We start from the raw sequence: 25,039 nt of genomic DNA on the forward strand, positions 1-25,039 counted from the left end.
GAGAAACGTTGGCAGGAAGTGTTTTAAATGTGGTCTCTTTTAATAGTTTCATTAATTCACCTTTTATGGGGCACTTCTAACAAGGTAATATGGCTAGATGTTTATCCCATCGACATATATTTTAAATATGTCGAAATTTTTGGGTTTTATCGACATATTCAACAAATACGACAACTAGCCATTCCCAAATGCAGCTGCCATTAATTCTTGCTCCGCCCTTGGAATTCCGATTTTATTGGCAATTCTCTTCCATTGTGCAACTGAGTTTAGAACTTCTTTGATTATAGTATCCATTTGTTTATCGTCCAAACGAAAGTACTCTCCTACACTTTTGGCCAACTTCAAATCCAAAGAGTTGTTCTCCATATCAATGTTTAGTGCTAGTCCGTCTTTGTCTATTGATGGGTTAATATCATAAGCGGGAGAAAGTATCCAGCCTTTTGGTGTCAAAATAAATCCATGGTTCCGCAAATGGTCATCCGTATTTGAAACCGCAATATTAAAAACAATCCTGCGCCATAATTGGTGCAAGTTTTTATCAATGTTTACCCCATTAGTTTGGATGAACTCGGCAATGTCCAGATAACTTGCTGGGCTATCTCGTATAGTATCCTCGTTATTCCCGGTCATGGTCATTGCGGAGGAGAAATGGATGCGCTCCCTTTCTACCCTATCAAAACGTTGTGTAAAAAACGTATGATAGTTTCCAGCTATCCTTTCAATCCTTGAAGATGCCATTTCGATACCACAATTTACCGCTAATCGATATGTCAAAAATTCCCATGCCCCTTTATCTATAGTATCATTTTTGGATGGAAATTTTGCTATCCATAGGTTTCCGTGTTCATCTAAAATATTGGCTTTGGGTCTGGCGCCTCCTAACGAGGACCCAGGAGCCATGAGAACGGCCAGCCATTTGCCTACTTCATCATTGTCCGTATCGTTTTCAAAATTCTTGGCTGCTTCTTGAAGTTCTCTAACCGATGACCAAGGTGGGGTCGGATTGTCTTCACTATTATCCAAAAATGGGCCATCGGGGTCGATTTTAAAACGTAAAGCGCCCATTCGACTTTCGTCATATACTCCTAATAAATAATCAATTTCATATAATGTAGGGGCTTTTTTGTCCTGCTCCCTTGCTTCTTGGGCTGCTCGTCTTTTCATTAGGGTTCGCCCCCACGTATCGGGCATACTATCCAAGAATACCCCAAAGTTTTCTTTGTTATTTGGGTACTGCGGACCTGAATAAAATTGGATATCCGGGTCTAACAATAGCTGTTGTTCCGATTTTATCCAATCCTTATCGTATTCGAAACTAAAGGCTTTTTTCCCTTTGGCATAATGAGCCGCAAGAATACCTATCATCTTAGCTTCTGGCATTCCTTGCCAATGTGCATACACGTATATGTCAAATTTACCTTGTGCCATTCCTCCCTTTTATAATAAATCCAAGTCCTGTAGTTTTCTTCCGAATTCGTCATCTGTTGCCAACTTCAAGAAATCATCTTGCAAACTTAGTGCAATCAGAACATTAAAATAGGATCCGATCGCGACCTTCGAATTTCCTTTTTCGATTTCGTAAAGGGTTCGTCTATTTATCCCGGCCCTTTCCGATACCTGAATGGTATTAAGCTTTCTACGCTTACGGGCAAGTTTGATATTTTCCCCTACTTGCTCCATTATCTTTTGATATTTTGGGAATAGGACAGCTTTCTTATTTTTCATTTTGGGTAATATTTTTCCCAAATATACTCTTTTTGGGTATAATAATGCTCATTTTAATGAAAAATTATTTTAACAATCAACGAATACTCATCTTTTAAAAAGAGTTTATAGGATAAACTTCCACGCTTATTTGTAACAGAGTAAGGGTAATTTCTTCATTTTTTTGTAACAAAGTCAGGGTAAATATTGTACTAAAATGAGCCTAGCGTACTATACCAATATTAGCCCTGTATGCGAAATATCTCAAAAAGTTATATTGAAACATGACAATTCATAACCTTTTTCTTCCTTCCCCCTATCCACAAAAAGTGCCCATAAGGGCACTAATTCCCATTGACTAAACACATTGATTTATTCATATTTGAATGGTAATTTCTGTTTGGGGTAAGTCCGTCCCAAATCTTACCTTAAAACTTTGCGCATGGATCCTGTCCGGTTTTTGTAGCGATTCCGGCAGATTAGCGTTAAGCAAAAACCGGATAGGGCGCACCCCTACTCTCGATTTGGAACGCTGTCCTGCTTTTTGGCCCACCTTTGAAAATCCCTGTAGATGACTTCGTGATCTTCAAAATAGCCCCTTGCCCGGCCAAGGCCTTCCTGTCTAGCTGTACTTACAGCATCCTGCATTTTAAGTTCATAGTTGATATAATAGTAGCCGAAATAACTGAACGCAATGGTATTGATAATTACATAGATATAGAACAACGCAAGCTCCCATTTTGGCGTCCATCTGGACTTCTCAATTTTTTCAAGGACTTCCTCCATCCGTTCTTCGTAGGAATCCTTTGTGCGGTTCTGAAGCCTTAAGAATTCCTTGATTTGGAATTCTAGATGAGATGTATCCATTTTGATTTCTGTGTCATCATACTTTTTAGAAAGTTCTTCCAGTTTTCCAATGGAATTGTTGAACCCCGATATTTCTTGGGTAAGAACTTCCATAATTTCGTCCAGCTTTGCCATAGTATTACATTTCCATTCCTAATCCAATCGATTTTTTAACGGCCATTTTGATGGCCTTTTTTGCAATCGCCATCGCAAAGTTGGGCGATACGCCTACAGTTTTTCCAAGTAGCTTTAGGGAGTTGTCCTTTCCAATTTTTTGAGCGACGATTTCGTCAAACCCGATCCGCTCTGCAATCCTTCCCATGGACATCGAACGGTGCACATCGCTTCCTTTCAGATTGTGGCCTTTGTATTCAAAGCGGAAACCCTGTAACAGATTTGACTTATTAATACTTGGTATAACTTCTACATCCCTTTGTTTCATCTGCTTGATGTATTGATCAAAATCCTTGGGTCTCATTTCCGTCATGACCTTTTCATGTATCTCCTTGATTTCCGCCCGTATATCCTTAATCTTGTCCAGTTTCTGTTGTTGCACTTCCCTGACCGTTGTCATGCCCAATTGCCTTGCTACCTTTTCGGCAGCGAGTTGGCTCCGTTTTCCGATATAGTTGTCCCTATAAGCTTTTCCCTCAAAATTTATCCGGTTCACGTATAAATGGATATGTATATGCCTCATGTTCCGATGGACAAATGCAATGGCCTGTCGTTCCTCTAATCTCATTTCCTTGACGAACCGTTCCGTGATTTCCCTTAGTTCCTTTTCCCTGAATTCCCGACCATCTTCTATGGTGGGACTCAACACAAAACTCATGGTGTTCTTTTCACATTTATGGTTCTGCATTTGTATAATCTTGAATTCCTGTGTAATCTCCTTGGGATTGTCCCCTGACAGATGTTGCCTATAGACCACTTCGGCATCCTTTTCTTGATCCCATCCATAGCCCATGGAGGCTCCCGTATGCGATATGGATTTTCCCAAGCCTATCATTTCCGGAAACTCAAAAGGTGATTGCGTATCTCATTTGCCAAATGCACCACTTCATCGGCCAGTTTCGGGTTGCGTTTTCGGTACATGTTCCCGATGCGCTTAAAGTTGACTTCGTACTTGGTCAGCATCTTGTACATCTCTATTTGTTCTTGGGTCAAACGCTCGATAATCCTATCATCAAAAGCAGCACGGCGACAATACTCGCTTATGGAAAGTCCACTCCTATCGGCCTTGACCCTAAGCAGTTTCTTCTCATAAATAGAACATCTAAATTGTACAAACTCCTTTTTCACTTTTGGTATTTCTTAAATCTTAAAACCGTCCCTTTTTGAATTAATCCTAATCAAACTTCAACTTTAAATTATATATCGAAAACCCAATTAACAGTTCCTATTCTTTTGCGACCCATCGGGAGCAAAAGCGAGATTTGTCATGACAATGACACATCTCGAATTATTACTTACTAATAATAATTGGTTACTATATTCATTTATATAATTTCTGTATTCATATACTATTCTTAATCATTTTCTCGATTAAAAATTGATATTCAGTATTGAATTATTTTTTCTTTTTAGGTGTAAATTTTTTATCAAATTGCCTATCCAAATAATCATCGGTTAAATTAGGTTCGCCCAACAGCCAGGCATCGATAATATCCTTGTCGAAGAATTTTTGGCGGATGTGTTTGTTGCCGCCCATGGGTATCAAACGCAATTGGGTCAGTTTATAGATCTTGCTTTTTGAGAGTCCTGTGTAGGCCACAAGGTCATCTACGTTCATCACTTTCTTCTGATGGGAAAGAAGTCCCTTGATATCCTTTAGGAGTTCTATCATGTCGTTTTCCGTTTCCATAGTTACAAGCTTTAAAAGCAGCCTCAAAAGCGGCCACTTGTGTTACAAATGTGCGATGCAATGTAAATGGATGAAAGCAGATGGAAGGGCGAAAAGGGGAAATCTCCCCCTAAGATTTTTTAAATATCCCCAAAAAGTCGAAGAACGAGTCTATTAGTTCTTCAGTTTCTCTTGTTAAAGGGTTTTTATTATAACTTTTTGAAAGCTTCTTGGCGGAAATTAACTCCCCTTTATTGTAGATTTTCTCGGAGCGTTCAAAAGTTGATAGATGTAGTCCTTTTTTAAACGGCTTGAATTTTTCCAATATGTACTTTAGTTCGGCCTGGGTGCAATTGAAATGTAGCATGGATTCATGGTCGTCGAAATCGTACACCAGAACATTGTAGAAATGTTCGAATTCGTTCCGGTTTTCGTCCAAAAATTCATAACTAATCAATGAATTATATATCCTCCTCAGGATATGTTGGTTGAAATCCATATGGAAACCGACCAGTCTCATCGAAGGGTTCCTATATCGTTTTCTTAATTTGTCCTTATAGGCATCCGATATTAAAAGACTGAATGTAACAATGATGAACAGAACTATCGGAACCAGCGCAAGCCATAATTTTCCATAATCCCTGTACAGGTCGAATGCCGTATACAGAAAAAATATCCCGAAAAGAACCAGCCCGAATATAAGACCGTTGTTCCCCCTTTTCATAAAAGTGGCATAGTCCTCGTTGACCTTGGCTTTCTTTTCGTTCAAGGTCATAAGCCAATCGGCGATATGGTCTATTATCTTTTTCACTATCCTAAAGCTTGATTTCAAGATAGTTAAAAGAAATTATACCGCTTTTCATTTTCGATGTCATGGGTCATAAATTGGACAGAAGTATCCAATGTTTTTGTGGGTAGGGGAAGGAAAGGTCAAGCGGCCCTTCGCCACTTGTTCTTTCGCGCGGCACCGAGGGGGTCGGAAAAACCGGAACGGAAAGACTTCCCAGACGGACCGGTGAAACGTGTCCGTATGGGGAGGATTGAAGTGGAAGAGTTTGCCGACTTCCGCAGGGGCTTGAATCTAGGGTATTGGTCTCTTTGTCAAGCCATGAATTCGCTTCATCGCTGGCCCGCATTTTCTTCGAGGGCCACGCGTAAAATTTAAAATGTCAATACCTGCCCGTTGTTATTGTTAGTCACTAAATTCGTAAAAGTAATCGCTTTAGGGCTATGACTTTTTCCATAACACCCCTGATTTCATTCATTCTCTTTTGCGCGTATTGATAGCTTGGATAACCCTCACATTCTTGAAAATTCTTACTAGTAGATTCGAGTGAATCTAAAATGAAGTTCAGGTCTAAAATGGTTTATTCGTCCTTCATAATACTTGAAATTTGGGTGTGTTAACCGACAAAATCATGTGGTTCTGCCTTTCGGGAAAGGTGCTTATAATAGCGATCCAGTAAGTAATTAGCACCATCGCTTTTTAACCGCATTATTCGTTTAATACCAAAGTTGAATTTGTCACCGGAATAAACTGTCGCTTTGCCAATATTGTGTAAAGGGGCTAATTTACAACCTACTGAACTCAAAACCTTTTGTTTAGTTGCATTGTTCAAAGCTGCTAGTTTTGGAGTTAACTCTAAAATTTGTTTATTCTTTTTAGTATAGTATTTCAAAAGCTTTTCATATCTCATTTCCCATGCTGCACTCACCAAATCGGTATCAAATTTATTTGCGGAGAGGTTAATGTTTGCCTTACCATTTGAATTAAATACTGTAAGATCTAGGGCGTCCAGATCAACTCGATATTCGCTATTGAAGTATACAATACCCACGTTCTTTTTGCCCTCAATAAAATATTCCAGTTTGAATTTATTCGCATAATAATGCATTAACATTCCCGATTTCTTGAAATGTGATTCAATTTCCTTTTCAAGATTGTCCAATGAAAAAGTATTCAATTTTAGTAACATTGCTGTCTTAGCAGCCCTAACACCTCCACTTCCTCCCTTACTGGTACGCATCATTAGATCGCATTCTTGCGCTACAAGAATGTAAAGCCCTTTACCACTCCCCTCGTAGATTTCAAATACATCCCCATTTTCAAGCGGCAGGTGTAGTTCATTGATTTGGTTTCCTGGATGATAGATATCGTGATGTCGTAACGTTAATTTTTCCTTGTACGGTTGGTGATTGGCTGGGACATTAAATGTGATGTCACTTAACTCCTTTGCCCGTTTTATTGCTGGATTTACACCTTTGGCAAACTTCTTCCTGACCATCAACTCCTTGATTTTTTGGTCATAAAGGTTATTTGCAATTCGCATTAGGGTATTTACCTCCCAAACACCCTCTCCATATGAACTTCGCAATATTGTATGATCAAAGTCGTAGGTGTCTAATCTATTTAGTTTGTTTATAACTTCTTTATAGGCTTCTTCTATAATTTCGGTAGCTTTTTCTTTTATATCCTCACAATGTTCATTCAAAAAGGTCTTTTTAATGCCATCGCATAGCTTTTCAGGATAATTGATGCGCTTTTTGGTTAAGGCAAAGAAGTCATTTTTTCTTAAAACACCATTGGATTTCTCCACAATTTTGTCTCTTTCGGGAAGCTCTTTCGAAACCTCAGAAATTAGATGCGTTATCAGCGCACACACGATGTTCTTACCAGCTTTTGATTTTCTCGCTGATAGAATTAAATCCGTACCTGTTGTTGCCCCGCTTCTAAAGCGTTCCCCTTGGGCATACTTTAATTCTAGATCAAAGAGAATCAATACCTTTTTCTGGTTGGACTGATATTTTTTTCAATAGTTGCAAATAGATTATCCCAATTATCAGGACTTACAGTATGTAGCGTGCCAGCAGGAAAGTAGGATTTTAATTTGCTGGTTCGATCATAATCAACACTGTCAAAGCTGACTTTATCGACTTTTGAAATAATTTCACTTTGGGATTCTTTGCTTAGTGTTCTCCAGTGTTTTTCTAGCTCATCTCCAAAAACATCTACATCCGGTACGTTAGTCTTAACTCCTTGGCCAAATATTTCTTTGAGTGCTTCTTGATTCTTTGCTTCATATAAATCTTTTGAATGACTTAAGATAGCTGGCAATGGATTGTAATCAAATAAATCATCTACATAGTAGACCTCTTCAATATGCATCAAATCAAGCAGTTGATTTAACTTTTCAGGCGCACTTAGTTCCGGTATTGCAGTTGGTTTAGCTAACATATTTTTGTTTGCATTTTTTCATTAGGGAATGACCGCAGCCATGTTTAGTTGAAAGATGTACCTTCTTCCAGCTTCGTTTTTTTGTTTAGTAGCAGTATTTCACAGCCTTCAGATTCCAGCATTTGCTGTACAATGAACAAGCCGAGTCCCCTACCTATTTTTTTAGGTTTAGTGGTGATAAATGGCTGAAATATCCGGTCTTCAACAGTTGGATCTATACCGCTTCCATTATCATAAACCTGAATGACGGGTTCACGAATTTCAAGGGTAATCTCTGGTAAGAATTGGGGTTCTCTCTTCTTTTTCTGTAAAAGCCAGTATTCTGAATTAATTATAATGTTATCAAGTATCTGGACCATCTTTCCTTTGTTAATGTTCAAATTGAAATCTGTCCCTTTATGTATTACCACAACCTTAATCTGTTTATCAAACCGATCTATGTAAAACTCTTTGGTTTCTTCAATCAGGTCCGCAACGGCAATAATCTCCCTACTTTCCCTCACATACTTCAATGACGGCGCAAGATGACTCAATTGCTTTTTGAATGACTTAGAAGCTCCCTTCACATGCTCAATAAAAAGCTTTACAGCCTGTATTCCATCAATAGTTAACTGACTCCTTATATGTTTACTAACTCGGTCAGTTTCGATTTCCAGCCTATCTAGAATGTTTGATAATTGATGAGATAGTGCTTCTGCCGTTAAGCCTAATCCTGCTAATTGTGAAAAGTCCGTTAACTGTTCCTGCAAACCCTCTATTTGCGGCTGTAAAAACTCGACATGTTTATCCAGAAGCTTTGCTTCTTCCAGCAAGCCTTCAACCTCTTCTAAATTACGGCTGGCCTGTTCTAGCAAACTCATGACCTCGTTTAACAAAGCCCTTTCATTTTCTCCAATACCTTTTTTTGAAAATTGCTCACTTGCCTTTATATGTAAGTCGCTGATTTTCTTGCGCGTATTTTGCGTCTTAATGGTAGATTTGTGTGCCTTTTCAGAGGCTTTTTTAAGACTTGTAAAGGATTCGCTTATCGATAATATATTGCCTGCTTCCTTGGCGACTTTTGATCGATAATCATTTAAGCTTCTTCGAGTACTCTCCAAAGTATCATTAATACGCTCTACGATTTCACCCATAAAGCGGTGAAAATTTCGGGAATAGGGACTGTCCATAAAACCTTCGCGATCTGTCTTCTCCCTAAGGTTGCTATTCTCCTTCGCTGTAATTGCAACATAACCAATTACGTTGCCAGGGCGTAGGCCATAGATTGAACTACCAGAAGTTGCTCCTTGTGATAGTTTAAGCCAATCCTGTCCGTCTATACCATACGGTTTTATTCCGAAACCATCTCTAAAAACACGAATTCCGACCTGGTTTTGCACAATGCGTTTAAATTCCGACAATGAGTCAAACGCTTGATTAATAGTATCAGAGTCTTTGAAAAAGAAATCGTCTATTTCTCCATTGAACTCACCTGGATGAGCTAGTGATAATCTATCTGGTTTACTATCATCCTTTATAATCCATGATACTTTTGAAATATCAGCTAAAGATTTCTCTATCGTAAAAGTAAAAAGCTGACCTTTTTTGCCTGAATACTCAACGTTGGTAAGATGATATTTTTTGTTATTTTTCGGGTCAGTTAGAAAACTGAAGAAGTTTGCCCCATTATCAGGCATAATATTTTGCTCATAAAATTTTAAAGCATCTCCTCCTCCTCCTGCCAGTTTGCGCAGTTTTACTTCTCCAGTTAGCATTAGTTTGTCTTCTGTTATTTTATAAGTATAACTTGAGACACTATTCTGTCTAACCCTTTCACTTAGTTCATCAAGGTCTTCATTTTTACCGTTCAGCTTTAGATAAACATCGAAAATTCGTTTTTCCTTAAAAGGGAAAACCATTTGCGAAATTTGTCCTCTGAACCTATCCCACGAACTGCCCTTCCATTTTTGTGGATCTCGAAGCTTGGTTATGACTAGCTTTGTTCCTTGTTCATTCTTGACTTTTTTATTATAGCCCAAATGTAAAGGGACCGATGTTAAAGAAACATCATCCTTAAATTCAGACCAATCAAATGCTACATGGTTACTTTTTTCTTTCCCTTGTTGCCCTGTAAACATTTCGAGACGGTCACCCAATTTCTGCGTACTTAGACGCCCTACCCCTTTTCGCCTAAGGGTGTTCTTTCTTTTGGTGTGGTATGTCCTTCCAGTTTGAATTGCTTTTTGAATGACAATGATATTTTCATCCACTTGTCGCGTATGTCGCTTTCCGACATACCAAATCCATCATCATGAATAACAATATAGCCTGGTAAAGTATTTTTATAAAAGCAATCTGGATTTGCATACTTGTCATTCGTATTTACTTCCACAATTACCCAATCGGCATCAGCATCGTAGGCATTTTTCACCAACTCCATAATGGCTGTCACTTCGTCTGTGACCAGTTCTTCCCCTAATTGCCTGATTACTGCGGCACTAATATCGAAATGCGGTTTTTCAGCCAAGTTTTCTAAAGATTAAAATGTCCTCAGTATTTATTAGTGCCGAAATAGAGTTTCGCTTTGCCATTCGCTTCCGAATTATTTCCCGTTCCACTGTTGACACCAACTTTCCCTGTTTTTTTCAATTAATTCTGTAATAATAGCAGCGTTCGGAATTTCTATCCCTCCAACTCTGCGATTGCCTACCGTCCAAATTTGATAACTATTAGGCTTCATCACCTCAAATATATTCGCAATTGTTTGATTCAGGTCAAGCAAAAAAGCATCTACCTTTTTTACAAGTGAATCATTAACCTTTTCTATGGCTTTACGAGTCCTCAGGAAAGATGGGCTTTGTTTACATAGTTCGTCAACTTTTTCCGAATCAATTTCGGTCAATTTTCCGCCAAGAGAACGTGAATCAATTTCCAAAGTGGTTCTCAAAAAATCTTCAGTAGCCTTGGCGTCAATATCATTTAAATCAATCCATTGCAAAGGAAGATAGGAATATTGACCGTAGGTTACAGTAGTTTTATTATCGCCATATGGCGGTGAGGTGACCAGCAAATCGTAAAATGGCTCTTTGGTTGGGCAATATATACTGGCTTTGGAATCTTCGATTCTAATATGCACTTCTGCTCGATAGGATTCTTGGACTAGCTGTCCAGAATTAGCTAAAAGTACAGTATGAGCTTCGTAGTCTTCCAAAGTCTTATCTAAGTGAAGTGCAAAGACATCAATTGCCGAAAAAACACGCCTATCTATTTCATCCTCTGGTCGAATATGCAATTTGAAAGTGGATGTTCGATCATTAGAAGAAACCCTCACTGTCTCGGCCAGCACTACCCAAAAAAAACGTCTGACATTTAGATTTTCTTCTTCACGAATTCCACGAACAATTTTTGATAATTCTTGCTGTGTTACTGGCTTAAACCACTTGTTAATTCCTTTAAATTCTTTTTCAATTTTGTCATTTTTGTCAGACTCAATGCGCTTCATCAAATGCATGGCTTGTTGCTTTGCTCCTTCAACTAGAAATGGGCCTGTTCTCACTTTTGAAATCAATACCGCCAATGGGTTTATATCCTGCCCGTAGCAGTTCAACCCATTTTCCATTGAGGCAACCAGGGTTGTAGCCGAACCCATCATTGGATCAATCATATTCTTGGTTCCCTTTACTACAGATGAAACAATATCTATCAATTTTTTCTGAACAGCTGGAACCATCATGGCCGGATATTGAAAAAAACTGTGGCAATACTCCCTACGGTTAGAGTCTGGACAAGTCCAAACATCAGAGTTTTCTGCAGTAGCGTGTTCAATTTCTTTAACAAGTAGTTGATCTGTTTCTTCAGGTGTGAGCCCCTTTTCTACTCTTGAAATTGATTTAACGCTTTTTTTATTAATGGCATATTTATCTGTGATTCACAATGTAACAAAAATACACTTTAATAATATATACCAGTCTTAGAATGTCTCAAACTAAACGACCTGGGCTTACTAGTGAAGAAGTATGAGGCCCTCAGGAGCGCGTCAAAATATAAAGCTATTAAAATTTGAATTTTTATATCATTATGCACCTTTTCCCTACGCTTCGAACAGCAATAAAAGTGTTCCATTACATTTTTAAAGAAGTTTTATAGAATAAATTTCTCAGATGATACCATATAAACTTTTTTTCCGAAGCTTAAGTTAAAGAACGTAAGACATTAAAGTACAACCTAAGAAACTTCCTCGGCTCTATCACTCTTTTCCCTCATGTGCGCCATCAAATTCTGCATATCCTCCCCCACCTTCTTCTCAACCACTCTTGCATAAATTTGGGTTGTAGACAACTTTGTATGCCCTAAAAGCTTTGAAACTGTTTCAATAGGGACTCCATTTGAAAGTGTAATTGCTGTTGCAAAAGTATGCCGCGCCACATGAAAGGTTACTTTTTTACGAATACCACAGACTTTTGCTATATCCTTTAATGTCCGGTTAATCATTGGGTTGCTATACAAGGGTAGCAATCGGCCACTTTCGTATAAATCAGGGTCATCTTTATATTTATCTATGATTTCCTTTGCCTTGGGTAGCAAAGGAATTTTTAAAGGTTCATCAGTCTTTGTTCTTTTTGTATACAGCCAATCGTTACCATCCATACCCTTTACCAAATGGTCGGCTTTTAATTCTTGTACGTCAATAAAAGACAACCCGGTATAACAGGCAAAGATGAAGAGGTCTTTTATATGTTGAGTGCTTGGCACTTTAAAAGAGGTTTCTTCTATTATTTGTAGCTCCCGTTCGGTCAAAAATTGGCGTTCCACTTTTTCAAAGCGGAGTTTAAAATTTATGAATGGGTCTTTCTCTAGCCATTCTAATTTGACGGCCAATCTGGACATCTTTTAAGGCGTTCCATGTGTTTCATGGTGCCATTGTTGGCACAACCCATTCGTGTGGCTGGTTTGTACTTTCTTATATATTGTTCGAAATCAACAATAAAACCGTAGTTCAGTTTTTTGAGCGGAATATCCTCAATGCCCTTTTCTTCTTTCAAGAATTCGTTGATGCAACGTTCCGTACTGTAGTAGTTTTTCATCGTACCTTTTCTAAGTACGGTTTGCATTGAAGTATTGTGGTACGTAATTAAATCAAGTAAAGTTTTGTATCGCTCATCTTGACCCAGATACCTGGCCTTAATCATGGCCGAGGTTATGTCTACATCATCCTGCAAAAGTTGCCGATGCGCTTCATGTAATCCTGTAAAAATTTGATCTAGATACTTGTTTAAAGAGATGACATATTTGGAAAATCCCTTACCTCTTTTACTCCTATTATCCCATAAAGAGGCTTTCAATTCCCGATTGATACTAAATTCAGCTCTTTTACCGTCCACGGTAATCCGAGCATAAAGCATCAAATTTTCGGTTTCCCTTTCGAGTTTTCTGGTAATGAATACGACGGATAATCTACTGTTTTCTAACATATTACGTAGCTTTAAATTAATAAATGAACAGTAAAAAACACGAGGTCAAATACCTTCAAAAGCTACTTCAATGTACAAAAAATACTGTGGTGTCCAATTCCCGAATCCCACACCAGCGAGGTGTTTTCAGGTGGTTTCATGAGGTTTCATCTGGACCCCCTAAAAACATAAAACGTTGCAAATCAAGCGATTTGCAACGTCATGCAACTATATGAAAATAGTTAAGTCGGGGTGGCAGGATTCGAACCTGCGACCTCCTGCTCCCAAAGCAGGCGCGATAACCGGGCTACGCTACACCCCGAATGGTGTGAATTAAATGTTTCAAAGAAAATTGCGGAGAGAATGGGACTCGAACCCATGCGACACTTACGCGTCGACAGATTAGCAATCTGCTCCGTTACCACTCCGGCACCTCTCCTGTAATTTCTTCAATGAACATGCACCACCGAATCAGTGATAAAATGCGGTTGCAAATGTACATTTTTCCATGACTATTAAACAACAAATTATTTACTTTTTTTATTCCCTTGAAAACCTTGAGCTATTCGGGGTATTCTACCCGTAAATGATAGATATTCGTCAATTTCTGTTTGAAGATTTTCTTGATGAGTTCGATTTCTTTAAAAGTAATGTTTGCGTTCAAGAACTGATTGGCACTCATTTGGCCGGCAATTATTTTATCGACGAACTCATCAATAATTAAGAACGTCGGGTTTTTAAGACTTTTCGAAGCCGCTTCTACCGAGTCTGCCATCATTAAAATAGCAGTTTCCTTAGAAAAAGGAATGGGGCCCGGATATGTAAAATCAGCCTCATCAACATCCTCCTCGAGCTCTTGCTGTTTTTTGTAAAAATAATAGACCATCGTAGTGCCATGATGAGATCTTATAAAATCGATTACTCGATCTGGTAGCTTGTTCTTTCGGGCTATCTCTATTCCGTCGATTACATGGTTCACTATGATCTTTGCGCTATCCTTGGGCGAAAGCTCATCATGTGGGTTTACATTGGTAATTTGGTTCTCGGTAAAATACGTGGGGTGGTTCATCTTACCAATGTCATGGTACAGGGCCCCTACCCTCACCAGCATTGCATTGGCCCCTATTTCGTTGGCGGCGGCTTCTGCCAAATTGGCTACCTGTAATGAATGGTGAAAGGTGCCAGGGGCCTTATTCGATAGTTCTTTCAACAATTTCGAATTGGTATCGGAAAGTTCCAACAATGAAACATCGGAAACCAGTCCGAACAATTTTTCATAGATATAAATCAGCGGCTGTGCAAAGAGTGTAATCATTCCGTTCAATAAAAACAGACCCAAGGTTAGCCAAACGATATTATCCAGATTACCTTCATGGATGATATGAAATGCGAGGTATCCTATTATATAGATAAGTGTAATCTGGCCAACCGAAATAAAAAGATTCGCTCTCTTGTAGAGTTCTGAAACGCTTAAAATAGTTACTATTCCCGCTATAATCTGAAGAAATATATATTCAAAGCTATTGGGTACTACAAACCCCAAGATCAGAATAGTCAAGACGTGTGCGAACAACCCGAGCCTAGCGTCGAAAAATGTTTTTAATATCAGGGGGAGTATGCATAACGGAACTACGAATACATAGGCCTCATCATACTTTAAGACCAATGTGGTCACAAAAACCATCAGTAAAATATTAAAGAATATAAAGGTTACCTTGGTACTGTTGTTGTAAATAGAGCGTCTGTATTTTTTCAAGAAGAGAAGAAGCATAATCAAAACCAATGCAACCAAAACGGTATAACCCGCCAAAATAAAATAGTAATTCTTGGCCGTCCAGAGTTCAGATTCGAATTCCGACCGTAAAGATTCGAGAACCTTTAGATTATCGGCCTGTACCACCTCACCTTTTGCTATAATCAATTTGCCTTCATCGACCGTTCCCCTGGTCGTTGAAATTTTTGACAGTTCATCGTCAAGTGCTTTTTTAGAAAGGGCTTGATCAAAAAATACATTGGGTTTGACCAAATCGAAAAATAAATTCTCGTATTGATTGCCAAAGCTCCTCAAACCCCTTTTTTGTATAACAGTCTGAATTACCTTGTTAACATCTCTTACACGATATACGTTTTGGGCCGACCTCCGTTCTGCCTCGTTATTTTTGACCAAATATACTTGTCGGTCCGCACTTGAAACTTCTGTTTCTTTAAAGATTCCGTTTTCATATAGGGAATCTAAAATCTCTTGGCCCACCTGCTTCAGTGTAATCCGTTGATTCTCATTATAGGTATCGGCGCTAAAAATGGTCGGAAATTTTTTATCGTATTCCGCATATACTTCTCTTTGGATGTCACTGTCGTATCGATAATAATCCAAATGCGCGTCCCTTGTCTTTTTTTGATCCTTTTCCAGCTCTGGTTCGCTTTTTTTAACCGAAAAATCAAAAGGGGAATACAAATTTTCATATTGCCATGGTTTGCCTTTCTCAAACTCGTACTTAAATTTTCCTCCTTTTGGAAAAAAAAATACAATACAGGCCGTAGTAACCAAATACAGGAAAAATTTGTAAATGCGGGATTGGTTTTTGAACAGCTTTTCCAGGAAGTTTCGCATGAAGGAGATATCTAAAATCAAAAATAGAAAATATAAACTTAAAAAGGTCTTTTGGCCCAATTGCCATTTTGATTGGTCATTAATTTATTAATTTCGCAAGACAAGGAAATTTGTAATATGAAGGAAGTAGTTATAGTATCAGCGACGCGAACTCCTATAGGAAGTTTTATGGGAGCCCTATCAACGGTTCCTGCACCTAAATTGGGTGCTGTGGCCATTAAAGGAGCTCTTGAAAAAATCGATTTGAATCCAGAATCGATAGAAGAAGTGCTTATGGGAAATGTAGTACAGGCAGGTACCGGGCAAGCTCCTGCTAGACAGGCTGCGATTTATGCAGGAATTCCGGATAGCGTTCCGTGTACGACCATAAATAAAGTTTGCGCTTCGGGTATGAAAGCGGTAATGCAGGCTGCCCAAGCCATTGCGTTAGGCGACATTTCGATAGCGGTTGCCGGAGGGATGGAAAATATGAGTCTGATACCGCACTATATACATCTGCGCAACGGAACTAAATTTGGACCTTCAACGCTCATTGATGGGATGCAGAAAGACGGTTTGGTCGACGTGTATGACCAAAATGCGATGGGAGTTTGTGCCGACGCTTGTGCGGTGGAACATAATTTCAGTCGTGAAGACCAAGATGCTTTTGCCATACAATCATATAAAAGATCTGAGGAGGCCTGGAAAACCGGAAAATTCAATAACGAGGTGGTATCCGTCGAAGTTCCGCAACGGAGAGGTGAACCCATCATCGTCAAAGAAGATGAAGAATATAAAAACGTAAAAATGGAAAAGATTCCGTCTTTACGGCCTGCATTTTCAAAAGATGGAACGGTTACCGCTGCCAATGCTTCCACCATCAATGACGGGGCAGCGGCCCTTGTACTTATGAGTGCGGATAAAGCGGCCGAGTTAAACCTTAAACCCATTGCCAAGATCATCGGATACGCTGATGCGGCCCAAGAACCTAAATGGTTCACCACCGCACCTGCAAAGGCATTGCCAAAAGCACTGGACAAAGCCGGAATTCCAATGAACAATGTCGATTACTTCGAATTCAATGAGGCTTTTGCGGTCGTTGGCCTCGCCAACATGAAATTACTGGGCCTGACCGATAAAAATGTCAATGTAAACGGTGGGGCGGTTTCCTTAGGGCATCCCTTGGGCTGTTCAGGAGCCCGTATTATGGTTACATTACTTAGTGTATTGGAACAAAACAATGGAAAAATAGGCGCTGCGGCCATCTGTAACGGTGGTGGTGGAGCTTCGGCGATAGTTCTCCAAAAACTTTAATTTCTTCCCTAGATAGATGCAATACGGTATTTGCGCGCTTAGCATTGTTCCCATTCGATCCGCTACGGACCACTCGAGTGAAATGGTTTCTCAAATTTTATACGGCGAACATTTTAAAATACTTGTACAGCGAAAATCTTGGAGTCAAATTAGAATGGCCCTAGATGGATGTGAAGGTTGGGTCAGTAATGAACAAATATTCACCATTACGGAGCAGGAATATCAAGAAATCGAGAAATCTGAAAATAAAAAATGTGTTTCAGATCTTGTTTCGTACATCGAGACGGAAAACAATATTCTCATTCCGATAGTGTTAGGTGCTACCATTAACACTGTCACCATCTTAAAGCATACATACGAAGGTTATTCTACATTTTCTGAATCTTCTAAATCGAACCTCATCAATACAGCATTGCTCTATTTGAATGCGCCGTATCTCTGGGGCGGCAGAACTCCTTTCGGGCTCGACTGTTCCGGATTCACCCAAATGGTCTATAAAATCAACGGTTATAACTTACTTCGAAAGGCCGGTGAACAGGCAACCCAAGGAACCGCCTTGAGTTTTATCGAGGAAAGTGAAGTCGGGGATCTGGCTTTCTTTGATAATTCAGAAGGAACTATAGATCATGTCGGCATCATTATGGGTGACAATTACATCATTCATGTTTACGGAAAAGTCAGGATCGATCGTTTGGACCATACCGGTATTTTCAATACCGAATTAGGAAACTACACCCATAAGCTACGGGTCATCAAAAAAATCGTATAAAAAAATCCTTCCCGAAAATCGGGAAGGATTTTTTACTACTTACTTCGTTGCGAATATTATTCGCCCATCATCTTTTTAAGACGCATGAAGTTTTCATTGTCGCCCATGGCACCATAGATATTCTTAAGTTGTTCCATGATGCTCTTGCTATCAGGGGTTGTTTTCAAAGCATCCTCCAAAACTTGGGCTCCTTGCTTGAAAAGGTCGTCCTTTTTTCCCTTCAATTCTTCGTATTTGGCAATATCACTTTTTGAATTTCCCAAAGAATTCATTTCGTCAATGAAACTGTTGCCCTCATTAACATAGGTAGTGGAAAGGTTTAGTTGCGCATTGGTGTAATCAGGCTTTATTTCCAAAGCTTTTTGATATGCAGCCCTAGCTTCTTCCATATTGCCCTGCTCCATACTGATAACTCCAATATTGTAATGTAAATCAGCGTTGTCTGGTGCCAAAGCGGTAGCTTCCGACATCAATGATTTGAATTTGTCCAAATCTCCTTTTGAATAATAAAGATTGGCCTGATTGATAATCAGATTAATATCCTCAGGGTCGTTAGCTCGTGCCTCGTCATATGCCGCCAAAGCCTTATCATCTTGACCGGTCTCCGAATAAATTAATGCAATGTTCTTAACGATCTCAGGTTTTTGGAGGGCGTCTTCTCATCGATAGGGTCTTTATAGGTACCCGACTTGACCATTAGATCACGCTGAATTTTATCCATTTCCTCTACTTCTCCAGATTCAATATTTGTGGCTTTAAATACTGTGCCACTACCGTCGTAGCCTACATCTTTAAGCTCTTCATAGTAGCCCAATGCCTGATCGTAGTGCCCACCTTTTACCGCGCTACTGGCTGCATAGTAAAGGTAAGATGTATCTTGAGGGCTTATTTTGAAACTGGTGTACAATTTCTCGGCCGCCTCTTTATACTTCTCTTCACCATTGTCCTTTACAGCTGCATTTACCAAATCAGCGGTCAGAGCTGCCATATGTTGTTTGGTCTCAACACCGTACTTGGCCTTACCACTTTTTTCTTCAACTTCTATTACTTTTTGAAAGGAGGTCGCGGCCTCTTGAAAAGCACTTGCATCACCTTTTTTTGCCAAGTCTGCATAGGCCTTACCTCTTACAAAATAGTATTGCGCTTGCAATTTTTCATCGGCCCCTGATATTGAACCCGCAGCCGCTTCAAGAGCTGTTTTTGCTGCCATCGAATCACCACCCTTAAGGGCTTTTTCCGCAGTTTTTATTTCATCTTTCTGCGCAAATCCGACCATTGCAAAAGACATGGCCGCTAGTATTAGAACTTTAGTTTTCATTTCGATTTAATTAAATATTAGTGTTTAAAAAATTATTTTCATTCTTCGCTACTCCCTTCATCAATAGCCGTGCCATCTTCGGTATCTACCTCAATATCAAGTATGTCGGCGCCTTCAACGGCATCTTCGTCTTTCATGACCTTGGCCACTGCCGCAATGGAATCGTCACCTTTTATATTGATCAACTTGACACCTTGTGTAGCACGCCCCATAACTCTCAGGTCTTCAACGCTCATACGAATCGCAATTCCTGACCTGTTAATAATCATAAGGTCATCTGAGTCGGTGACGTTTTTAATGGCCACCAAACTTCCCGTTTTATCGGTAACCGATATGGTCTTCACTCCTTTACCGCCTCTATTGGTTATGCGATAATCTTCGATACTTGAACGTTTTCCGTAACCATTTTCCGAGACGACCAAAAGTTCGTCCTCGAAATTATGTACCGAAACCATACCTATCACCTCATCATCGTCGTTGGCCAAAGTAATTCCGCGAACACCTGAAGCATTTCTACCCATGGGGCGGGTCTTGCTTTCCTCGAACCGAATCGCTTTTCCAGATTTCAAACCTAAGAAAATTTGACTTGTACCCGTTGTCAGTTTTGCCTCTAGAAGTTCATCTCCCTCTCTAATTCCTATGGCATTGATTCCATTTTGACGAGGTCTGGAATATTGCTCTAGGGATGTTTTCTTGACTACACCTTTCTTGGTAGCCATAATCACATAATGACTATTCACATAGTCTTCATCTTTTAAATCTTGGGTACAGATAAAAGCTTTGACCTTATCATCGTTCTCGATGTTTATAAGATTTTGTATCGCCCTACCTTTTGAGGTTCTACTTCCTTCCGGAATTTCATAGACCCGCATCCAAAAACATTTTCCTTTTTGTGTAAAGAACAACATATATTGATGGTTGGTACCTACAAAGAGATGTTCTAAGAAATCCTCGTTCCTTGTCGATGATGCTTTTTGACCTACTCCACCTCTATTTTGTGTTTTGTATTCGGTAAGGGGGGTTCTCTTGATATATCCCGCATGTGAGATGGTAATCACCACTTGTTCATCAGGAATCATATCTTCGATACTCAAATCTCCACCGGCAAAATTGATTTCCGAACGTCGTTCGTCGCCATATTTATCCTTGACCTCAAGAAGCTCGCTCTTTATGATTTCCATTCTTCGATCCTTCTTATCAAGTATATCCTTCAAATCGGCAATGGTCTTTATTACTTCATCATACTCGGTACGCAACTTGTCTTGCTCTAATCCGGTAAGTTGACGAAGTCGCATTTCTACGATAGCCTTAGCCTGTATTTCAGTTAGTTTGAAGCGTTCCATCAAGTTTTCCCTTGCTTCATCAGCATTGGCGGAAGCACGTATAATCGCAATGACCTCATCGATATTATCAGATGCGATGATAAGTCCCTCTAAAATGTGGGCCCTATCCTCGGCCTTTTTAAGCTCGAATTTGGTCCTTCTTACCACTACTTCATGTCGATGATCCACAAAATGATGGATCATATCCTTCAGATTGAGCATCTGCGGTCTGCCTTTTACCAAGGCAATGTTGTTGACACTAAAGGAAGACTGAAGCGCCGTATATTTATAAAGTGTATTTAAGACGATATTGGGAATTGCATCCCGTTTGAGAATGTAAACGATACGCATTCCTTTTCTATCCGATTCGTCACGGATCATTGAAATTCCTTCGATTTTCTTTTCATTGACCAGGTCAGCGGTCTTTTTGATCATATCGGCCTTATTCACCTGGTACGGAATTTCCGTCACAATGATACACTCCTTGCCTTGAACCTCTTCAAAAGTAGCTTTGGCACGCATTACGACTCTTCCACGACCCGTGTGGAATGCCTCTTTTACACCATCGTATCCATAAATAATACCTCCCGTAGGAAAATCGGGTGCCTTGATATGGGTTATTAATTCGTCAATTTCGATATCGTTGTTCTCTATGTAGGCTATGATACCGTCGACTACTTCCGAAAGATTATGCGGCGGCATGTTGGTTGCCATCCCCACCGCGATTCCTGAAGCGCCGTTGACCAATAGGTTCGGAACTCTTGTCGGTAAAACGGTCGGTTCTTGAAGTGAATCGTCAAAATTGAGTTGATGATCGACGGTATCTTTATCGATATCGGCCAACATGTCATCCGCTATTTTACGCATGCGCGCTTCGGTATATCGCATCGCGGCAGGACTATCACCGTCTACGGAGCCGAAATTTCCTTGTCCATCGACCAACATATAGCGTAAACTCCATTCTTGCGCCATTCGCACCATTGAGTCGTATACCGATGTATCACCATGCGGGTGGTATTTACCCAACACTTCACCAACGATACGCGCAGATTTCTTATGGGCACTGTTTGAACGCACCCCCAGTTCATACATTCCGTAAAGAACCCTTCTGTGCACCGGTTTGAGACCATCCCTTACATCGGGCAGGGCACGTGACACAATGACCGACATCGAATAATCGATGTAGGCAGATTTCATTTCATCTTCTATGTTGATCGGAATCAATTTTTCTCCTTCAGCCATTTAAAAATCTTGAGTTTTATTTGTGTTAAAAAAGCATGCCAATATACGCAAAATCAAACCTTTCAAAACAAATTATAATTACTTTATTCAATAATTTATCAACACTTTTTGCGTTAGCTATAATTAACAATTACAATGTTAATTATTTTGTAAATCGATGCTTTTTTCGTCATTTCACACTAGTTTATCGATTATGGGTACAGTATTTGTTTCTGTTTGGCCTAGATTTACTAATTTTATATTTGAAAGGATAATTTATGGATGATAATTTCTCACCGCGGGTAAAAGACGTAATTGCATATAGCAAAGAAGAAGCATTGAGATTGGGCCATGACTTCATTGGCACCGAGCACTTGATGTTGGGCCTTTTGCGCGATGGTAATGGAAAAGCAATCAGCATTCTCGATGCATTGGAGGTCGATTTGGATCATTTAAGACGAAAAGTAGAAATTTTAAGCCCGTCTAATCCGAACCCTTCAGGAACTCAAAAAGACAAAAAAAATCTACATCTGACGCGACAGGCTGAAAGGGCCCTGAAAACCACTTTTCTTGAAGCAAAACTTTTTCAAAGCTCATCGATCAATACGGCGCACCTATTACTTTGCATTCTCAGAAACGAAAACGACCCGACCACAAAACTGCTACATAAGTTGAAAGTGGACTATGATGGTGTAAAGGAACAGTTCAAATTTATGATTACCAGTGATGACGAAATCATCGATTCTCCTACTTCGGAATCTTTTCCGGGAGATTCCGATGACATGGGCGATGCAAAAGAAGGAACTTTTGGGTCCACTTCAAGCCAAAAGGGCAACAAAAAATCAAAGACCCCTGTACTCGATAACTTTGGGAGGGATTTAACCAAAATGGCAGAGGAAAATAAATTAGACCCTGTTGTTGGAAGAGAAAAAGAAATCGAGCGGGTATCACAAATCTTAAGCCGGAGAAAGAAGAACAATCCATTGCTCATTGGCGAGCCAGGTGTTGGAAAAAGCGCCATCGCAGAGGGATTGGCACTGCGCATCATCAATAAAAAGGTCTCTAGGATCTTGTACAACAAACGTGTGGTTACCTTGGATTTAGCTTCTTTGGTGGCCGGAACAAAATATAGGGGGCAGTTCGAAGAACGCATGAAAGCCGTAATGAACGAGCTGGAAAAAAATGAGGATGTCATTCTCTTCATCGATGAGATTCATACCATAGTTGGTGCGGGAGGAGCAACAGGAAGCCTGGATGCATCCAATATGTTCAAACCGGCCTTGGCCCGTGGCGAAATACAATGTATCGGTGCAACCACACTTGACGAATATCGTCAATACATTGAAAAAGACGGTGCTTTGGAACGTCGTTTTCAAAAAGTCATCGTTGAGCCTACCACGGTCGATGAGACTATTGAAATCCTGCAGAATATCAAAGGTAAATACGAAGAACACCATAATGTTCAATATACCGATGAAGCAATTATCGCTTGCGTGAAATTGACGCATCGCTATATGACGGATAGATTCTTACCGGACAAGGCCATTGACGCTTTGGACGAAGCCGGGTCTCGAGTACACATTGTTAATATGGATGTGCCAAAACAGATCTTGGAACTCGAAAAGCAGCTTGAAGATGTGCGTGAATTGAAAAACAGCGTAGTCAAAAAGCAGAAATATGAAGAAGCTGCCAAATTGCGTGACGACGAGAAGAGAATAGAGAAAGATTTGGCCACGGCCCAAGAAAAGTGGGAAGAAGATAGTAAACAGCACAAAGAAACCGTTTCTGAAGACAACGTGGCCGATGTGGTCTCTATGATGAGCGGTATTCCTGTAAACAGAATAGCACAGACCGAAAGCAACAAATTGGCCGAACTGCCCAATCTGATAAAGGCAAATGTTATAGGTCAAGATGAGGCGGTCGCCAAAGTTGCCAAAGCCATTCAAAGAAACAGGGCCGGACTCAAGGACCCCAACAAACCCATAGGAAGTTTTATTTTCTTGGGACAAACAGGGGTGGGAAAAACCCAATTGGCCAAAGTGCTGGCCAAAGAATTGTTCGATTCGGAAGATGCCTTGATACGTATCGACATGAGCGAATACATGGAAAAATTCGCTATATCTAGATTGGTCGGAGCACCTCCGGGATATGTAGGATATGAAGAAGGTGGCCAGTTGACCGAAAAGGTGCGGCGTAAACCGTATTCGGTTATTCTTTTGGATGAGGTCGAAAAAGCACATCCTGATGTGTTCAATATGTTATTACAGGTTTTGGATGATGGATACTTAACCGATAGTCTCGGTAGAAAGATAGACTTCCGGAATTCAATAATCATAATGACCTCAAATATTGGAGCGCGTCAATTAAAAGATTTCGGACAAGGGGTCGGTTTCGGTACGGCGGCTAAAAAATCGCAGGAAGATACGTATCAGAAAAGTGTTATCGAAAGTGCCTTGAAAAAGGCTTTCGCCCCTGAATTCTTGAATCGTATAGATGATGTTATCGTGTTCAATCCTTTGGAGAGGGAACATATCCATCAAATCATCGATATCGAATTACGTAAGCTCTATGCGCGTATTTCGGATATAGGTTACGACCTTAAGCTAACAGATAAGGCAAAAGACTATATAGCTGAGAAAGGATTCGACAAACAATATGGGGCCCGTCCGTTAAAGCGTGCCATTCAAAAATATATTGAAGATGCATTGGCAGAGGAAATCGTAAATTCCAAACTAGAGGAAGGCGATAGTATTTTTATGGACCTGGATACCAAAAAAGATGAATTGACCATAAAAATCAAAAAAGCGGAAAAATCGTCTAAAACATAAATTAAAGTAAGAATTTTAAGATAAGGGAGTCATACAAATTGACTCCCTTTTTTTATGGCATAAAATGAAGTCGTAAGAATTGAATCACAGTAAAACTGCTCAAAAAGCAGTATAAACGATATTTAAGCGTTTAATCTAATATTTTCTACAGTCTTTACGGTTACATCTACATTCGTTGCAGACACTATAACACAGATGAAATGAGAGTGGGACAACCGAAAAAGACAATTATCGTAAGGGAATATCAGTTAGACATCGGAGTTATTCAGGTATTTGAAAACTATATGGTCGCCATATTTGAAGAAGGGGCGACACTAACGTTGGAACGCGCTTACCAAATTATAGGCATTTCCGAAATTCATTTTAGGGAAAAGAATTTTGGTTACATAAGCCTGAGAAAAAACTCCTATGCCATTGACCCTACCATTTATAGTTATTTAAGGGAGTTGGACAACCTAAAGGCACTGGCCATCGTATCGGTAAAAGAAATCGATATGCACAATTTCAAAATCGAGAAGCTTTTCTATAAAAAGCCTATGAAATTCTTTATCGAGTTCGACAACGCACTTGCTTGGGTCAAACAACGGGTAAAGAGTAAATAGAACCCAAGCGGCAAACAA

Annotated in this window: 23 protein-coding genes and 2 tRNA genes; 5 read left to right on the forward strand and 20 right to left on the reverse strand. The window is 39.7% G+C overall.

Annotation, left to right across the window (positions count from 1 at the left end; translation table 11 throughout):
• Positions 1-174: 174 nt before the first annotated feature.
• From N8A86_RS01655 to N8A86_RS01685, 7 genes are all read right to left on the reverse strand, one after another.
• On the reverse strand, positions 175-1,428 hold the full coding sequence (locus tag N8A86_RS01655; RefSeq protein ID WP_273567490.1) for a type II toxin-antitoxin system HipA family toxin: 1,254 nt from the start codon (positions 1,426-1,428) through the stop codon (positions 175-177).
• A gap of 9 nt (positions 1,429-1,437) precedes the next feature.
• On the reverse strand, positions 1,438-1,725 hold the full coding sequence (locus N8A86_RS01660; protein WP_273567491.1) for a helix-turn-helix domain-containing protein: 288 nt from the start codon (positions 1,723-1,725) through the stop codon (positions 1,438-1,440).
• A gap of 492 nt (positions 1,726-2,217) precedes the next feature.
• Positions 2,218-2,685, reverse strand: a complete 468-nt coding sequence (locus tag N8A86_RS01665; protein WP_273567492.1) for a DUF6730 family protein — start codon at positions 2,683-2,685, stop codon at positions 2,218-2,220.
• Positions 2,686-2,689: 4 nt separating this feature from the next.
• A complete protein-coding gene (locus tag N8A86_RS01670) occupies positions 2,690-3,559 on the reverse strand; it encodes a relaxase/mobilization nuclease domain-containing protein (protein WP_273567493.1) in 870 nt (289 codons plus the stop codon).
• Complete coding sequence (gene mbpA, locus N8A86_RS01675) at positions 3,556-3,852, reverse strand: mobilization protein MbpA (RefSeq protein ID WP_273567494.1); 297 nt, start codon at positions 3,850-3,852, stop codon at positions 3,556-3,558. Before mbpA ends, N8A86_RS01670 begins: the two co-directional genes overlap by 4 nt.
• Positions 3,853-4,120: 268 nt before the next feature.
• Positions 4,121-4,414 carry a helix-turn-helix transcriptional regulator gene (locus N8A86_RS01680; RefSeq protein ID WP_273567495.1) on the reverse strand — a complete coding sequence of 98 codons (294 nt, stop codon included), beginning with the start codon at positions 4,412-4,414 and terminating at the stop codon, positions 4,121-4,123.
• A gap of 109 nt (positions 4,415-4,523) precedes the next feature.
• Positions 4,524-5,204 carry a DUF6617 family protein gene (locus N8A86_RS01685; protein WP_273567496.1) on the reverse strand — a complete coding sequence of 227 codons (681 nt, stop codon included), beginning with the start codon at positions 5,202-5,204 and terminating at the stop codon, positions 4,524-4,526.
• Positions 5,205-5,261: 57 nt separating this feature from the next.
• Between N8A86_RS01685 and N8A86_RS01690 the strand changes: the two genes are divergently transcribed.
• A complete protein-coding gene (locus N8A86_RS01690; protein ID WP_273567497.1) occupies positions 5,262-5,558 on the forward strand; it encodes a hypothetical protein in 297 nt (98 codons plus the stop codon).
• Between the two features lie 238 nt (positions 5,559-5,796).
• Here N8A86_RS01690 and N8A86_RS01695 read toward each other — a convergent pair whose 3' ends face one another.
• From N8A86_RS01695 to N8A86_RS01740, 10 genes are all read right to left on the reverse strand, one after another.
• Positions 5,797-7,173, reverse strand: a complete 1,377-nt coding sequence (locus N8A86_RS01695) for a hypothetical protein (protein WP_273567498.1) — start codon at positions 7,171-7,173, stop codon at positions 5,797-5,799.
• Positions 7,170-7,628: a hypothetical protein gene (locus N8A86_RS01700; RefSeq protein WP_273567499.1), complete on the reverse strand. Its 459-nt coding sequence runs from the start codon at positions 7,626-7,628 to the stop codon at positions 7,170-7,172. The genes N8A86_RS01695 and N8A86_RS01700 overlap by 4 nt, the downstream gene beginning before the upstream one ends.
• Positions 7,629-7,672: 44 nt before the next feature.
• Positions 7,673-9,763, reverse strand: a complete 2,091-nt coding sequence (locus tag N8A86_RS01705; protein ID WP_273567500.1) for an ATP-binding protein — start codon at positions 9,761-9,763, stop codon at positions 7,673-7,675.
• 20 nt (positions 9,764-9,783) lie between these two features.
• The gene (locus tag N8A86_RS01710) at positions 9,784-10,134 is read right to left on the reverse strand and encodes an ATP-binding protein (RefSeq protein ID WP_273567501.1); all 351 of its coding nucleotides are present in this window, start codon (positions 10,132-10,134) and stop codon (positions 9,784-9,786) included.
• 75 nt (positions 10,135-10,209) lie between these two features.
• A complete protein-coding gene (locus tag N8A86_RS01715; protein WP_337251796.1) occupies positions 10,210-11,535 on the reverse strand; it encodes a DNA methyltransferase in 1,326 nt (441 codons plus the stop codon).
• 296 nt (positions 11,536-11,831) lie between these two features.
• Positions 11,832-12,494, reverse strand: a complete 663-nt coding sequence (locus N8A86_RS01720; protein WP_273567502.1) for a site-specific integrase — start codon at positions 12,492-12,494, stop codon at positions 11,832-11,834.
• On the reverse strand, positions 12,470-13,078 hold the full coding sequence (locus N8A86_RS01725) for a phage integrase SAM-like domain and Arm DNA-binding domain-containing protein (RefSeq protein WP_273567503.1): 609 nt from the start codon (positions 13,076-13,078) through the stop codon (positions 12,470-12,472). Before N8A86_RS01725 ends, N8A86_RS01720 begins: the two co-directional genes overlap by 25 nt.
• Before the next feature lie 226 nt (positions 13,079-13,304).
• Positions 13,305-13,379: transfer RNA gene (locus N8A86_RS01730), tRNA-Pro, on the reverse strand.
• A 33-nt stretch (positions 13,380-13,412) separates the two neighbouring features.
• Positions 13,413-13,496 (reverse strand) — tRNA-Ser (locus N8A86_RS01735).
• A 123-nt stretch (positions 13,497-13,619) separates the two neighbouring features.
• Positions 13,620-15,668: an HD family phosphohydrolase gene (locus N8A86_RS01740; RefSeq protein ID WP_273567504.1), complete on the reverse strand. Its 2,049-nt coding sequence runs from the start codon at positions 15,666-15,668 to the stop codon at positions 13,620-13,622.
• A 117-nt stretch (positions 15,669-15,785) separates the two neighbouring features.
• On the opposite strand from N8A86_RS01740, the gene N8A86_RS01745 reads away from it, so the two are divergent.
• Together N8A86_RS01745 and N8A86_RS01750 are read left to right on the forward strand one after the other, a co-directional pair.
• Entirely contained in the window at positions 15,786-16,961 is a 1,176-nt protein-coding gene (locus N8A86_RS01745) for an acetyl-CoA C-acyltransferase (RefSeq protein ID WP_273567505.1), read from the forward strand.
• 16 nt (positions 16,962-16,977) lie between these two features.
• Complete coding sequence (locus N8A86_RS01750; RefSeq protein ID WP_273567506.1) at positions 16,978-17,730, forward strand: C40 family peptidase; 753 nt, start codon at positions 16,978-16,980, stop codon at positions 17,728-17,730.
• 56 nt (positions 17,731-17,786) lie between these two features.
• Here N8A86_RS01750 and N8A86_RS21320 read toward each other — a convergent pair whose 3' ends face one another.
• The 3 genes from N8A86_RS21320 to gyrA are packed head-to-tail and all read right to left on the reverse strand — an operon-like array spanning position 17,787 to position 21,612.
• Entirely contained in the window at positions 17,787-18,365 is a 579-nt protein-coding gene (locus N8A86_RS21320; RefSeq protein ID WP_337251797.1) for a tetratricopeptide repeat protein, read from the reverse strand.
• On the reverse strand, positions 18,344-19,048 hold the full coding sequence (locus N8A86_RS21325) for a tetratricopeptide repeat protein (RefSeq protein ID WP_337251715.1): 705 nt from the start codon (positions 19,046-19,048) through the stop codon (positions 18,344-18,346). The genes N8A86_RS21320 and N8A86_RS21325 overlap by 22 nt, the downstream gene beginning before the upstream one ends.
• 38 nt (positions 19,049-19,086) lie before the next feature.
• Positions 19,087-21,612, reverse strand: a complete 2,526-nt coding sequence (gene gyrA, locus N8A86_RS01760) for a DNA gyrase subunit A (protein ID WP_273567507.1) — start codon at positions 21,610-21,612, stop codon at positions 19,087-19,089.
• Positions 21,613-21,869: 257 nt separating this feature from the next.
• Between gyrA and N8A86_RS01765 the strand changes: the two genes are divergently transcribed.
• On the forward strand, positions 21,870-24,419 hold the full coding sequence (locus N8A86_RS01765; RefSeq protein ID WP_273567508.1) for an ATP-dependent Clp protease ATP-binding subunit: 2,550 nt from the start codon (positions 21,870-21,872) through the stop codon (positions 24,417-24,419).
• Between the two features lie 200 nt (positions 24,420-24,619).
• Entirely contained in the window at positions 24,620-25,021 is a 402-nt protein-coding gene (locus tag N8A86_RS01770; RefSeq protein ID WP_273567509.1) for an STAS/SEC14 domain-containing protein, read from the forward strand.
• Positions 25,022-25,039 lie beyond the last annotated feature (18 nt).

Source organism: Maribacter halichondriae (assembly GCF_027474825.1).
GTDB lineage: Bacteria > Bacteroidota > Bacteroidia > Flavobacteriales > Flavobacteriaceae > Meishania > Meishania halichondriae.